This window comes from Chryseobacterium gallinarum (genome assembly GCF_001021975.1).
Taxonomy (GTDB): domain Bacteria; phylum Bacteroidota; class Bacteroidia; order Flavobacteriales; family Weeksellaceae; genus Chryseobacterium; species Chryseobacterium gallinarum.
In genome coordinates this window covers 3,117,407-3,132,227 of record NZ_CP009928.1, presented here as the reverse complement: position 1 = coordinate 3,132,227, position 14,821 = coordinate 3,117,407, and the positions used below count along the sequence as shown (strand labels likewise).

Here is a 14,821-nt window from a genome sequence, read left to right as displayed (position 1 = left end):
TTACTGTATAGATATTATTTATACCGAAATTAGAATTTCCATCCTAAGGTAAGGAAGAAATTATTTCGGTTATTCTTCACATCAGAAACAGCATATGCGTCACTTTGTACAATATTATTATCCGAGTAATATGCAGAGTCTATCTGATTGTTGAGAACTCCTCGCATAAAAGGATTACTATATTTGGAAGTAATGTTCTGGTATGAAGCATCAATATAGAATGACTTAAAGTCATAGCCAATACCGAACGAAACCAGGTTTCTGTTATTCAGCATAAGATTGCTGTAAGACTGGTCTCCCGTAGTTCCCGCATCATTATATCTGTTGATTGTAAGAGCATCAAAAGGACTGGAAACATAAGAATAACCGCCTCTCAGTCTAAACTGCTGTATTCTGTATTCAGCACCTACCCTCACTTCTGAAAGGTTTTTATAATTCTCTTTAAAGAAGTCATTCAATTCTCTTTCAGCCGGTCCATATACTTTATAGTCAGGTTTTGTAAGTCCTAATGTATAATCTACGTTCAATGAGAAGTTTTTGCTGGCTACAAATGCAGCACTTACTGTTGCTTTAAGCGGTGAAGTAAATTTTCTTCCTTCATAAGCTACCCCATCTCCTAAGCTTGAATCATTATAAAAAGTATAATCCCTGTCTATAGTCCAGAATGTCGGAGTTTCAAGAGATGCTCCCAACCTGAAGTTAGGACTTAGTTTCCCGATTACCCCTAATGAAGCTGAAAAACCTGAGGATCTTTCAAAATAAGGTGTATTCTGCTTACTGAAATACTCTAAAGAATTGTTCTGAAGAGACTGAAAAGCAGCAGTATCATACTGATCAATAGAAGCACTGAAAAAGTTCAGACCTGCCCCTACATAGAAACTATGATTGTAATTGGCACCTACACCAAAGCTCATTTTTGATAGATGTCCATATCTGTTATAGGCATGTCCTGCAAAAGAGGAACTTTTATTCGTATCAAAATCATAAATCAGGTTATTATTTCCTCCTGACTCTATATAATTATCAAGAGACTGATTAGAGTAATTGATACCAATGTTAATAAATTTCCAGGCAGTCTCCGTCATTAGAGGAAAAGCAATTATTCCCCCTACGTTTCCAAGATCGGTTTTCGTTTTATTATAATCTACTGTGGTACCAGCCCAAGAGCTGCTGTTCTTATTTCCCATAACAGATAAAGTTCCCGAAATCTCCCCTGAAATAGCAACTCCTAACCCTGCAGGGTTGGTAAGTAAAGAATTGGCATCACCTCCTAAAGCACCATTGGCACCTGCCATTGCATTAAACTTTGCAGAACCCACCATAGGAGAACCTGAGTAAACATCAACAGTATTTCTTATCACAGATACATCCTGTGCCTGCGCAAAAAATGCAGCAGAAACACTCATTAATACTAAAGATTTTTTTAACATTATTTTTTTATAGTTTATTGAGTTGAAAATTATCTGAAGCCACCGCTGCCACCGGATCTCATACCGCCTCCACCGCCGGAGCCGCCTCTAAAGCCTCCACCGCCGCCGGAATTGAAACCTCCGCTTGATCTGAAGCCTCCGGAATTACCATCTCTGAAACCTCCGTTATTATATCGCGGTTGGGATGGTTGCTGATAATTATAGTTAGGTCTTGTTTGCGGAACAGAATTACGGAATCCACCAGAATTACCACTTCGGAAACCTCCGGAATTACCATCTCTGAATCCACCAGAATTTCCATTTCTGAATCCACCGGAATTCCCCTGTCTGAAACCGCCATTTGAATTACCGTTTCTGAAACCTCCTGAGTTTCCATCTCTGAAACCTCCTGAACTTCCGTTTCTAAATCCTCCTGAATGGTCTCTGAACCCTGAACCGGTATTTGCTGTGTTTGTTCTGTATACAGCGCTTCCTATCCCCGGACTTCCAACAAAGCCTCCGCTGGCACCACTTCTTCTGTAGGTAGTTCTGTAACCGTTACCCCAGTAACCACCTCCCCAGTACGGGTACCCATAGTAACCGCCCCAGTAGGGATCATAGTAACCACCCCAGTAGCCACCCCAATAGGGATTACCCCAGCCAAAAGAGCCTCCCCAGCCCCAGCCGAATGATCCGCCCCAACCCCAGGACAGTCCAAGCCCCCAGCCCCAGCCGCGGTTCCAGCCCCAGTAAGGACTATATCCTCCGTACCAGCCCCAAGGATATCCCCAGCCCCAGGAATTATCGTAATAATTGGTTTGGAATCCTGCATAAAGTCCCCAATCAGAATCCGTTGCGTTCGTATTCCAATTAGTACCACTCCAGTCATTATATTTATTTTGCTGTTCTCTCGAATTTATCTGTGCATTCTGAATCACATTAGAATCCTGATAATAGTCATAGTATTCTCCTACTCTGTTTCCGCCATCATTGATGATCACTCCTTCAGGTAGCGTATCCTTGTTAGGGTCATAGTACACCCCGTCTGTCTCGCTATACCCTCCCATCTGAGCACCACAAGACATAAGCAATAATCCGCCTGATACAGCCAGAATCCCTTTGGATCTTAGCAGACCAAGCAAATTTTTATGTATATTTCTTTTCATGATAACGTAAAAATTTTTAATTTAAATTATATTTGCAATCTGTACCAAAAATGTACCAAATACAGGTAAAAAAAATCTATCAAAAATAGATTTTTATTTTTAGATAACAATAACGTCCAAAAGTTAAAAAAATTTTAAAAGATAATGGCAAAATTAACCTCAAGAAGCGAAGATTACAGCAAATGGTATAATGAGCTGGTGGTAAAAGCTGATTTAGCTGAAAATTCAGGAGTACGTGGATGCATGGTAATCAAACCGTATGGCTATGCAATCTGGGAAAAAATGCGTGATGAAATGGATAAAAAATTCAAGGAAACAGGTCACGTGAATGCATACTTCCCACTTTTTGTGCCCAAGAGCTTATTTGAGGCTGAGGAAAAAAATGCAGAAGGTTTTGCGAAAGAATGTGCTGTAGTTACCCACTACAGATTAAAAACCGATCCTGACAATCCTTCAAAACTGATTGTAGACCCTGATGCAAAGCTTGAGGAAGAGCTTATTGTAAGACCTACCTCTGAAGCAATCATCTGGAATACTTATAAAAACTGGATTCAATCCTATAGAGATTTACCTATATTGATCAACCAATGGGCGAACGTAGTACGTTGGGAAATGAGAACCCGTCTGTTCCTAAGGACAGCAGAATTCTTATGGCAGGAAGGACATACGGCACACGCTACAAGAGAAGAAGCTGTGGAAGAAGCTGAAAAAATGAACAAAGTATATGCTGATTTTGCTGAAAACTTTATGGCAATCCCTGTTATCCAGGGTCTTAAAACACCTTCTGAAAGGTTTGCCGGTGCTGATGAAACCTATTGTATTGAAGCATTAATGCAGGATGGAAAAGCTTTACAGGCAGGAACATCCCATTTCCTGGGGCAGAATTTCGCAAAAGCGTTTGACGTAAAATTCACCAATAAAGAAGGAAAAATAGAATATGCCTGGGCTACTTCATGGGGGACTTCTACCCGATTGATGGGAGCATTGATTATGACGCATTCTGATGATTTCGGATTGGTATTGCCTCCAACTTTAGCGCCGATCCAGGTGGTGATTGTTCCTATTTTCAAAGGGGAAGAACAACTGGAACAAATCAGTGAAGTTGCACTGGAAATCCAGGCTAAATTAAGAGCGAAAGGAATTTCTGTGAAATTTGATAACGATACCCAGAACAAACCAGGCTGGAAATTCGCTGAATACGAGTTGAAAGGAGTGCCTGTAAGAATCGCAATGGGACCAAGAGACCTCGAGAACAAATCTGTAGAAATTGCGAGAAGAGATAATCTTACCAAAGAAGTTCGTTCTATTGAGGGGATAGATGTATATATTGAAGAATTACTGCAAACTATCCAGAAAGACATTTATAACAAGGCCTTAAACTTCAGGAAAGACAACATTACAAAAGTTGACAGCTATGAGGAGTTTAAAAAAGTTCTGGAAGAAAAAGGAGGCTTTATTTATGCTCACTGGGATGGTACGGCTGAAGAGGAAGAACAGATCAAAGAGGAAACTAAGGCAACGATCAGATGTATTCCTTTGGATGATGATGTGGAAGAAGGTATTTCACTGATCTCCGGAAAACCTTCTAAGAGACGTGTGTTATTCGCAAAAGCGTATTAAAATTTTTAACGATTTAAAAAAACTTCGTTAAATTTTAAAGAAATATTCAAAAAAAAGTGGCATTTTGACAGATTTTTGTTTAAATTTATCACAACATTAATCTAAAAAAATTTATTATTATGTCTTTAAATGTCATTGATTTAATTAAAGGACAATTAGGTCCCGCTTTAGTAACACAAGCTGCATCACAATTTGGAGAAAGCGAATCTGGTATTTCTAAAGCAATTGGCGGCTTATTGCCTGCAGTAGTAGGTGGATTGGCCAATAACGCAGACAATCCTGGCGTTTTGGATGCTATCACGAAAGCCTCTTCAAGCGGGATTTTGGGGAATTTATTAGGAGGAACTTCCAATAGCCCTATTATCACCACTTTATTATCTTCAATTTTTGGAGACAAGATAGGCGGATTAGTGAACTCCATTGCCACTTTTTCAGGAATCAGCAATAATTCTGCAGGTTCTTTGTTAAATCTGGTGACCGGAGCTACGGTAGGCACTATCGGAAAATACGCTGCAGATAATAATCTCGGCCCATCAGGTATTTCCAGTCTACTGAATGACCAAAAAGGCATTGTCTCTTCGTTATTGCCGGCAGGTCTTTCTTTAGCTTCTTTTGGTTTAGGAGCTGAGAATTGGTTTGGACAGGCTAAGGAAAACGTTTCTTCAGTAGCATCCACGGCTAAAGATAATCTTGCCGAAGGTGTAGCTACAGCCAGGGAAAATGTTTCTGAAGGAGCCAGAGAAATAAGAGAACAATTTAATAATAATAACAATAATCAAGGCGGAGGTTCAATCTGGAAATGGTTGCTTCCGCTTTTATTATTGATTGCAGCTGCCTATTTCTTATGGAAGCAGTGCGACAAAAAACAAAATACCACTACTACCACTACATCAGCTGACTCAACAGGGATGGCTACAGACACGGCTACCGTTCAGACATCGACAGATACTACTGCTCCGACTACCGCACCGGCCAGAACTGATGAAAATATTGATCTTAACGGAGTAACTCTAAAAGGGTACAAAGGAGGAATGGAAGATCAGATGATTGCATTCCTGAAATCTGACGGATACAAAAACGCCGCTGATGATGCTGCCCTGAAAGATAAATGGTATGACTTTGACCATGTCAATTTCAAAATGGGAAGCGCTACAGAACTGGAAGCAGGTTCTCAGGGACAATTGGATAACCTGGTCGCTATTTTAAAAGCTTTCCCAGATGCAAAAATCAAAATCGGAGGCTATACAGATAAAACAGGTAACGAGGCTGCTAATGTTAAACTTTCCAAGGAAAGAGCTGAATACATCAAAGCTGCTTTAGTAAAAGCCGGAGTAGGCGCTCAGGTGCTTGAGGCTGAAGGATACGGAAGTAAATTTGCTAAAGTAGATGCAAAAGCTTCTGATGCTGAAAGAGCTTCTGACAGAAAAATGGCAGTAAGATTTGCAAAATAATCTTAGACTGAATAAATTAGATCCCGGAAAGTGATTTCCGGGATTTTTTTATCCCTTAATTTTTTTGTTTACATTTATTTAATTAAATTTGTTAGTCATTTCTAACATTCATGAATTTAAAATTAAAGAGCGCCTGGCGAAAAGATAAAACAGCCCATTCATTACCGGAAGTTTATTCTTCAATAAAAGTACCTAAAAAAGGTTCTTTCTGGAGAAAGTATCTGGCTTTTACGGGCCCCGGATTAATGATTGCTGTCGGCTATATGGATCCGGGGAACTGGGCAACCGATATTGCCGGCGGAGCACAGTTTGGATATACTTTGCTTTCGGTAATTCTTATTTCCAATATTTTCGCCATGGTTCTTCAGCATTTATCCCTGAAATTGGGAGTAGCTACTGAAAGGGACCTGGCACAAGCCTGTAGGGACCATTTTAGTCCTGCAACCAATTTTATCCTTTGGGTATTCTGTGAAATAGCCATTGCTGCCTGTGATCTCGCTGAGGTAATAGGATCGGCAATTGCCCTCAATCTGTTATTTCATATACCGCTCACCTGGGGTATTGTCATCACCACCATAGATGTACTGATTATTCTTTTGCTTCAGGCCAAAGGCTTCCGCTGGATTGAAAGCATTGTAGGCGGACTTATTTTCGTTATTCTCGCATGCTTTATTTATGAAATTATTATTTCCCAGCCTGCTTTTACTGAAATTCTGGGGGGATTAGTTCCTCAGAAAGAAATTATTCAGAATCCGGCCATGCTTTATATAGCCATCGGAATATTGGGGGCAACCGTTATGCCTCATAACCTGTACCTTCACAGCAGTATTATCCAAACCCGTGATTACACTCGTGACACAGAGGGAAAAAAAGAAGCTATAAAATTTGCTACTTTAGACAGTACGGTATCTCTGATGCTTGCTTTTTTCATCAATGGGGCCATTCTTATCCTGGCTGCTGCTACGTTCCATACCACCGGTAATGAGCATGTTGCAGATATTCATGACGCCTATAAAATGTTAACTCCTATTTTAGGAGCTTCAATGGCAAGTATTGCATTTGCTATTGCATTACTGGCATCAGGGCAAAATTCAACGCTTACCGGGACGCTTGCCGGGCAAATCGTAATGGAAGGATTCTTAAATATCCGGTTAAAACCTTGGTTGAGAAGGCTCATTACCAGACTTATTGCCGTTATTCCGGCCCTTATCGTGGCTATTCTTTATGGAGAACAGGGAACAACTGATTTATTGGTGCTGAGCCAGGTGATTTTATCCATGCAATTAAGTTTTGCGGTAGTCCCTTTGGTAATGTTTACCAATGATAAAGCTAAAATGGGAGAGTTTGTCAACAAACCATTTTTAAAAGTAGGTGCCTGGATCATTTCGGGGATCATCATTGTTCTGAATGTATATCTGCTATACCAGACATTAACGGGGGAACAATAAATGAGATCTAAATAATGGAAAAGCTGAAAATTACCACAGTAGTAACAAAATCACTTGACATTTACATTCAGCTTTTTACTTTCAATTCTACCCTCCCTCCTTTTTCTGCCTTAATGTCCTGATTTTTTTATTTGGCAGACTCTTTGTCAAACAATTGTGTAAATAAATATTGAATTATGGAAAATCAGGATATTAACGAAGAAAGCATCAATAATCAGGAAGAAAACAAAGTTCAGAACTCCACAACGTCTGAGGACAATGTGACAGATACTCCTTCTGCAGAAGACCTTTTGGCAGAAGAAAAGGACCGTTATATCAGATTATATGCCGAATTCGAAAACTATAAAAAAAGAACGGCAAAAGAAAAAATGGAATTCTTCCAATATGCCAATCAGGACATGATGGTATCTATGCTGGGTGTTTTGGATGATTTTGAAAGAGCATTAAAGGAAATCGCTAAAAATGGTAATCCGGCTGACTTACAGGGAGTAGAGTTAATCTACCAGAAATTTAAAAATAAACTTGGCGAAAAAGGGTTGAAAACCATGGAGGTAAAGGCAGGAGATAATTTCAATGTAGACTTCCACGAAGCCATTACCCAGATCCCTGCTCCGTCAGAAGATCTGAAAGGTAAAATTGTAGATGTTATTGAAACAGGATACACTTTAAATGATAAAGTAATCCGTTTTGCAAAGGTAGTAACAGGAAACTAGTATTATAAATGATAAATGATGAGTGATAATTGATGGATAATAATCCTTTATTACTTGAATTTTAATATCTTTTATCATTTATCAATCATCGATTATAGAATAGAAAGTCATGTCAAAAAGAGATTATTACGAGGTCCTCGAGATCAGCAAGTCTGCATCGGCCGACGAAATAAAAAAAGCATACCGAAAAATGGCCATTAAATATCACCCGGATAAAAATCCCGGGGATAAACAGGCTGAAGAAAAATTTAAAGAAGCTGCTGAAGCATATGAAGTATTAAGTGACGACCAGAAGCGCGCCAGATATGATCAGTTCGGTCATGCCGGATTGGGAGGAAATGGTGGTTTCGGAGGCGGAGGCTTCGGAGGCGGAATGAATATGGAAGACATTTTCAGCCAGTTCGGGGATATTTTCGGTGGTGGTTTCGGAGGCTTTGGAGGCGGCGGCGGCCGTCAGCAGGTGAAAGGTTCTAATTTAAGAATCAGAATCAAGCTGAACCTTGAGGAAATGGTAAACGGAACCCAGAAGACCATCAAAGTAAAAAAAATGAAGATGGCGGAAGGTGCCACATCAAAAACATGCCCTACCTGTAACGGTTCCGGTGTTCAGATTAAAGTAATGAACACGATGTTTGGCCAGATGCAGACTCAAACCACTTGTGGTACTTGTCAGGGAATCGGAAAGGTTGCTGATAAAATTCCTGCCGGTGCCAATGCACAGGGTCTTATCAAAGATGAAGAAGAAATCAGCATTAACATTCCTGCCGGTGCCAGAGACGGAATCCAGCTAAACGTGCGAGGAAAAGGAAATGATGCTCCATTTGGTGGAACTCCGGGTGACTTATTGGTTATCATTGAAGAAGAAGTAGATCCAACCATCAAAAGAGAAGGCGACAATCTTCACCAGGAATTATACGTATCTTTTGCTGAAGCAGCATTAGGAACTAAAAAAGAGGTTCCTACCGTAGGTGGAAAAGTAAAAATCACCGTTGACCCGGGAACACAATCCGGAAAGATTTTAAGGCTTGCCGGAAAAGGGCTGCCGAGCATCGACAGTTACGGAAAAGGAGATATGTTTATCCACATTAATGTATGGACTCCACAAAAGCTTACGAAGGAACAGAAAGATTTCTTTGAAAAGCAGATGTCCAGCGGGGAAATGGTTGCAGAACCTTCAGGCAAGGAAAAAACTTTTTTTGATAAAGTGAAAGATTTATTCAACTAATATAGAGGCCTTAGGGTCTCTTTTTATTTAAAAGTTATAAAAAAATATCCTGTACTTTTTCTGAGTACAGGATGTTTTTTTATTTCGATGTAAAATTCTATTTCTTCGTAGCTAATGAATATACTGCCTTCCCAACGGTAAAAACAGCTACTGCAGCCAGTCCGCCTATAATTCCGAAAGTAAATTCTTTAAGCATTGATGGCCAGGTTGGAAGCAAGTCATGCAGATAATGAATATTGTGTGAAAAAATACCTCCTGAAACCAGGATAAGGGCAATGGTTCCTACAATTCCCAATAATTTAATAATTACAGGTAATGCTTTTACCAGTAAATGACCCAGTTTTGAAAAGAAACCTTTATCATGACTTTTTCTGATTAGGCTAAAACCAGCATCATCCATTCTTACAATAAGGGCTACAATTCCATATACCCCTACAGTAGCTATAAATGACACGAAAGTTACCGTAAGAATCTGGGTTAATAGCGGATGATTCTCTTGAATTACCGTTCCCAAAGCGATAATCACAATTTCAATAGAAAGAATAAAATCTGTTCTGATAGCAGAATTGATTTTGGCTTTCTCGGACACTTCCGAGTTCTCTTCTATTTTACTTTCTTCTATAACTTCGTGCCCTTTTTTGGAACGATGAAATAGAAATTCAATGATTTTTTCCACTCCTTCAAAAGCCAGATATATTCCTCCCAAAATAAGGATTATTTCAATAGCCGGTTTGTAAAGCCAGTTCAACAGGAAAGCAATAGGAAGAATAATCAGCTTATTGATAAATGATCCTTTCGTAATAGCCCATAAAACCGGAATCTCTCTGGAAGAAAGAAAGCCCGTAGCTTTCTCTGCATTTACCGCTAAATCATCACCTAATATTCCTGCCGTTTTCTGTGTTGCTATTTTACTGGTAACGGCAACATCATCCATCAATGCTGCAATATCATCTAAAATTGCAAAAAAGCCTGATGCCATATTTTAATATTTTTTTAATCTCTGTTAAGTTCAGCAAAAATAAATATTAAAATCTATTTTTATTTATTTCTGGCTATTAATTTAAAATATTTTCGACGCAGTATGTGGATATGAGCAAAAGCCTACTTCTTTTTACTGATTTGACCTGATATTACGTGGCACCAATCATGTATTTGCTTTAGGATATTTTTATGTTATCCGGAATGATAACCGTTCTAAGGTAAAATGCTGGCTGAAAAGAGGGCCTATTTTTACTGCAGGATGATGATGCTGAAATCTCTTTTGTTTTCAAAAAAGGAGAAAATCTGATCCATAATCAATCGAATTTCAGTATATTTAATTAATGAAAAGACTCATTCTCAGGTATCATTTTTTCGCTATGGGATGCATCGGTTTCCTGTTGCAATCCTGCAATACGAAATTCAGAGTCTGGGTAGGCCCGGAAGGTCAGCAGAAAATTTATAATTTGAAATACGGTAAGCATAAAAGGCAGAAAATGGATATTTTTCTCCCTAAGAATTACCCGTCAGATTCACCTGTCCTTCTCATCGTGCATGGAGGTGCATGGACATTGGGGAAAAAAGAACACATGATCCAGATTCAGAAAATGCTTTTCAAGAATAATATTCCGAGCATTAACATGAACTACAGATTGGTATCCAGGAAAAAGAAAATAACCTATAAAGAGCAGCTTGACGATATAGCCCTGGCTATTGAGCAGTTTAATTCTTTAACCGAAAAGGCAGAGCTTCTCCCCAATAATTATATTATCCTTGGCGAAAGTGCCGGAGGACATCTGGCGCTGTTATATGGATATCAACATCCTGACCAGATTAAGAAAATCATTTCGTTAAGCGGGCCTACAGATTTTTACAGTCCTGACTACTTAAATTCCTTTTACTCCAGATATACATCACCTACCATTCAGAAAATGGTGGGAATTCCATTTGACCGTAAAAAGATTTCCGAAGCTTTTAAAGAAGCCAGTCCTATCGCCAATATTACTGATGTTCCTACCCTTTTATTCCAGGGAAATCAGGATATTTTGGTGAGCCAGCATCAGGGAATTGCCATGGATTCTGCGCTTACCCGACTGAATGTACCGCATAAGTTTGTCTTTATGGAAAGAACGGGCCATGTTCCAAGGATCTTCAATAAAAGAAAAAGAGACAGCATTATCTATCCGAATATTCTGGAATGGATAAAAAAATAGCCCGCTTTAAGCAGGCTATCTATATATTTTATATAACTTTTATTCAAAATCTTTGTTTTCGTATTTGGATAAATCATCCTTTTTACCGAACATAAATTTGATAATCACCGGAAGTGTTGTAATCAATACAATAACAATGATGATATACTCCAGCTTTTCTTTAAGATTGACACCAAACTGTTCCATAAATAATTTGTCCAGGTAGTGGCCTGCGAAGATCAAAATAAAAGACCATAGGACTGCTCCAATGACATTGTCTCTCAAAAATTCTTTTTTATCCATTTTTACAATACCCGCAACTATGGGAGTAAATGTTCTTACCACCGGTAAAAATCTTGCCATAATGATTGCCAGCGCACCATGTTTTTCAAAAAAATCATGCGCCTGGTACAGGTACTTTTTCTTAAAGAGCATAGAATCCGGTCTTTTATACAAAGCAGGACCCGTTTTTCTTCCAAAATAATATCCTACTTCATTTCCTATAATAGCTGCAATTGCTACTCCTGATGCTAAAAGGGTTGTATCCAAAAAATCGCTCCCTGTGGAGCCAAAAGTCTCTTTGATGATTTCAACGGCATAAATTCCCGAAACAAACAATAAAGAGTCTCCAGGTAGAAAAAATCCTACAAAAAGACCTGTTTCAGCAAAAACTATAAATAAAATAAGCCAAAACCCTCCCATTTTAATATAAAACTCCGGGTTTAATAAATCCTTCCAGCTATTGAAATCTTCCATATATATCGATGTACAACAAAAATAAGTCTAAAATGTCTGAAACAAAAATTAATTATAAGATTTTAACTAAAATCAGGCATGATATTTATAGGTTCAGGTCATCATCGGAAACGGCCGTTCCATCAGCCATTAGGAATGCTTTTAAAAACGGAGTGATATTACCATTCATTACAGCATCCACATCTGATGTTTCATGGCCTGAGCGTACATCTTTTACCAATTTATAAGGATGCATTACGTAATTCCTGATCTGGCTGCCCCATTCGATTTTCATTTTATTGGCTTCGATTTCATTTCTGGCTTTCATCCGCTCTTCCAGTTCCATTTCGTATAATCTTGAACGAAGGAGCTGCATGGCCTTTTCTTTATTCTGGAGCTGTGAGCGGGATTCCGAGTTTTCAATAATAATTCCTGTAGGTGCGTGGCGAAGACGTACAGCAGTTTCCACTTTGTTTACGTTCTGTCCTCCGGCTCCCGAAGCTCTCATTGTTTCAAAGCTGATATCAGCCGGGTTAATGTTGATCTCTATGGTATCATCTACCAATGGATAAACATATACGGAAACAAAGCTTGTGTGGCGTTTTGCATTGCTGTCAAACGGTGAAATCCTTACCAACCGGTGTACTCCGTTTTCTCCTTTCAGGTATCCGAAAGCATATTCTCCTTCAATCTCCAGGGTAACGGTTTTTACTCCTGCCACATCCCCTTCCTGGAAGTTCAGTTCACGGATTTTATAGCCTTGTTTTTCTGCCCACATGGTATACATTCTCATCAGCATAGAAGCCCAGTCACAGCTTTCCGTTCCTCCGGCCCCGGCAGTGATCTGAAGTACGGCAGAAAGCTCATCCCCTTCATTGGAAAGCATGTTTTTAAACTCCAGGTCTTCTATTTTTTCTACCAATAACGGAAAGGTTTCGTCCAATTCTTTTTCAGAATCGGGATCTTCTTTGGCAAAATCGGCTAGAACCTGCAAATCTTCAAACTGTGCCTGAATTTCATCATAGCTTTCCACCCATTTTTTCTTGGAGCGGAGCTGTTTTAAAAATGCTTCAGCTGCTTTAGGGTTATCCCAGAACTCAGGGGCTGCCGTTTTTTCATCATCATTGGCAATTTCTATTTTCTTTTTTTCAATCTGAAGGTATCTGTGTAAATCTTCAATCCTGGATTGAATTTCTTTTATCTGATCGCTGTTAATCACGAATTTTTCTTTTTGCAAAAATAAGGAATTCTTTGAGAGTAGAAAGAGATTGAATGAGGAGTTAGAGCCGGGATATAACTTCAAATAAAATTAAACTGAAAGTAACTTCCGGCTTTTTATATTTAATTTTCGAACTCCGTCAATTAGTAATTTTATATTCTATCGCTTCCCAGCTCTTTATTTTTCAAACTCCCAGCCTGAAACTTATCCTTTGTCTTCTTCTCCATTGTGCTGGAACCCAATCGCTCTTTGCGGTTTTTCCACCACTTTATAGGTTTCCAGCTCATTTCTCAGGGCCTGGATTCTAAACCGGAATTCATCCAGATTATTGATAATAACGTCTGCCAGAAAACGCGCTACCTGATCAAGATATTCCTCTGTGAGTTTTCCTGCAGCATCTCTTAATGCGGCATTGAGCAGATTCTGATCAATCTTAAGTTTTTCATTCCTGGTTCTCTGGTAAAGGTTTTTAATCCTTTTTTTCAGACTTTGTGTAAAATCGATCAGCATAGTATTGCTAAAAGCTTTCATTTTGGAAGATACATCATGCCAGAAGGGAACTTTATCCGCCTTATTGTTTTTGAGTATTTTATACAGTAAAGAGTCTTCTTCAAGTCCTTTTGTCATGGCATATAAAATAATTTCAGAACGTTCTCCGGCATTAGGAGGAAATATAGGAATCATCACATCAAACCTACCCGGTGCCAGCACTTCTTCATCAATTTCCGAAACAGAATTGGCAGAACCCACCATAAGAACTCCTTCTTTTTCAAATTTCCCTATATAATGAAGGATCAGTTCCTGCGCTTCAAGGTTACAGGATGCTATATCCGTTTCAGCTTTTCTCTGCATCATAATTTCATCAAAATCATCAAGGAAAAGCAGCATTTTATTTTCGCTCATCATCGAAACCAGAAAATCGTTGAAGTTGACTTCATTACCGTCAACCAAGGAAGTTCCCAGATAATGTTTTTTAACTTCTTTAAACTGGTAGCCTATGATTTCAGCAATTTTATTAGCCCAGAAAATTTTACCGCTTCCCGGTGGCCCATATACAATAATTCCGGCAGGTCTGTTGATCCCCCAGTCTTTTATCTGCTGTGGATTAAGGAAAGGCTCCAAAACTGAGGATATGTAAAAGAATAAGTCCCGGTAACCTATAAAGTCTCTTTTCTGCAAACTGGTTTTATGCCCGAAATAATCGTAGACAAACTGATAGTTTCCGCCCAATTTATTATCAATTCCATAGCTTGAAATGGAAGATTTAAAAAGTCCATTGTCAAAAATATTCGGGGTGTGATCCTTTATGGCTTTTTCAATCTTATCTTTGGGCTGATTAATCACCTCAGCAATCTGTTCCACTGTTTTGTTTTTATCCAGGTCTTTTTCATACAACCTTAAAAAATCTACATTTTCACGGGCAAATTTTTCAAAATCTCCTTTTACTTCAAAGTTAGTGCTGATACAATCCACCAGTTCAAGGTCAAAATCCTGTATAAATTGTTTAATGGCTTCTGCAGTAACCTGTAATTCTTCTGCAAGTTCAATTAATTTCATAAAGTCTTCATTAATTCAATCAAATTTAATGTATTTACTATTAAAAGTAAATTGATTTATGATAATTGTGTAACATTTTATAATTAATATAGACTACTACTATGTAA

General features: G+C 38.7%; 12 protein-coding genes. 6 read left to right on the top strand and 6 right to left on the bottom strand.

What is annotated here, in order from left to right:
- Nucleotides 1-29: 29 nt before the first annotated feature.
- Entirely contained in the window at nt 30-1,430 is a 1,401-nt protein-coding gene (locus OK18_RS14070) for an OmpP1/FadL family transporter (protein WP_050021469.1), read from the bottom strand.
- Nucleotides 1,431-1,459: 29 nt separating this feature from the next.
- Entirely contained in the window at nt 1,460-2,575 is a 1,116-nt protein-coding gene (locus OK18_RS14065) for a prolyl-tRNA synthetase (RefSeq protein ID WP_082129197.1), read from the bottom strand.
- Between the two features lie 144 nt (nt 2,576-2,719).
- On the opposite strand from OK18_RS14065, the gene proS reads away from it, so the two are divergent.
- The 5 genes from proS to dnaJ all read left to right on the top strand — a co-directional run bounded on the left by proS (nt 2,720) and on the right by dnaJ (nt 9,032).
- Nucleotides 2,720-4,195: a proline--tRNA ligase gene (gene proS / locus OK18_RS14060; RefSeq protein ID WP_053328382.1), complete on the top strand. Its 1,476-nt coding sequence runs from the start codon at nt 2,720-2,722 to the stop codon at nt 4,193-4,195.
- Between the two features lie 119 nt (nt 4,196-4,314).
- Nucleotides 4,315-5,646 carry an OmpA family protein gene (locus OK18_RS14055; protein ID WP_053328381.1) on the top strand — a complete coding sequence of 444 codons (1,332 nt, stop codon included), beginning with the start codon at nt 4,315-4,317 and terminating at the stop codon, nt 5,644-5,646.
- A 110-nt stretch (nt 5,647-5,756) separates the two neighbouring features.
- Nucleotides 5,757-7,094 carry an Nramp family divalent metal transporter gene (locus OK18_RS14050; RefSeq protein ID WP_050021472.1) on the top strand — a complete coding sequence of 446 codons (1,338 nt, stop codon included), beginning with the start codon at nt 5,757-5,759 and terminating at the stop codon, nt 7,092-7,094.
- A gap of 176 nt (nt 7,095-7,270) precedes the next feature.
- Complete coding sequence (locus OK18_RS14045) at nt 7,271-7,807, top strand: nucleotide exchange factor GrpE (protein ID WP_053328380.1); 537 nt, start codon at nt 7,271-7,273, stop codon at nt 7,805-7,807.
- Between the two features lie 109 nt (nt 7,808-7,916).
- Entirely contained in the window at nt 7,917-9,032 is a 1,116-nt protein-coding gene (gene dnaJ, locus OK18_RS14040) for a molecular chaperone DnaJ (protein ID WP_050021473.1), read from the top strand.
- A gap of 97 nt (nt 9,033-9,129) precedes the next feature.
- On the opposite strand, the gene OK18_RS14035 is transcribed toward dnaJ, so the two are convergent.
- The gene (locus tag OK18_RS14035; RefSeq protein WP_053328379.1) at nt 9,130-10,011 is read right to left on the bottom strand and encodes a DUF808 family protein; all 882 of its coding nucleotides are present in this window, start codon (nt 10,009-10,011) and stop codon (nt 9,130-9,132) included.
- 343 nt (nt 10,012-10,354) lie between these two features.
- On the opposite strand from OK18_RS14035, the gene OK18_RS14030 reads away from it, so the two are divergent.
- Nucleotides 10,355-11,224 carry an alpha/beta hydrolase gene (locus tag OK18_RS14030; RefSeq protein ID WP_053328378.1) on the top strand — a complete coding sequence of 290 codons (870 nt, stop codon included), beginning with the start codon at nt 10,355-10,357 and terminating at the stop codon, nt 11,222-11,224.
- A 39-nt stretch (nt 11,225-11,263) separates the two neighbouring features.
- Here the strand turns inward: OK18_RS14030 and OK18_RS14025 are convergent, their stop codons facing one another.
- The 3 genes from OK18_RS14025 to OK18_RS14015 all read right to left on the bottom strand — a co-directional run bounded on the left by OK18_RS14025 (nt 11,264) and on the right by OK18_RS14015 (nt 14,714).
- The gene (locus OK18_RS14025; RefSeq protein ID WP_050021476.1) at nt 11,264-11,959 is read right to left on the bottom strand and encodes a DedA family protein; all 696 of its coding nucleotides are present in this window, start codon (nt 11,957-11,959) and stop codon (nt 11,264-11,266) included.
- 85 nt (nt 11,960-12,044) lie between these two features.
- Nucleotides 12,045-13,157, bottom strand: coding sequence for a peptide chain release factor 2 (gene prfB, locus OK18_RS14020; protein WP_050021477.1), 1,113 nt, complete (start codon nt 13,155-13,157; stop codon nt 12,045-12,047).
- A gap of 204 nt (nt 13,158-13,361) precedes the next feature.
- Nucleotides 13,362-14,714, bottom strand: a complete 1,353-nt coding sequence (locus tag OK18_RS14015) for an ATP-binding protein (protein WP_053328377.1) — start codon at nt 14,712-14,714, stop codon at nt 13,362-13,364.
- Nucleotides 14,715-14,821 lie beyond the last annotated feature (107 nt).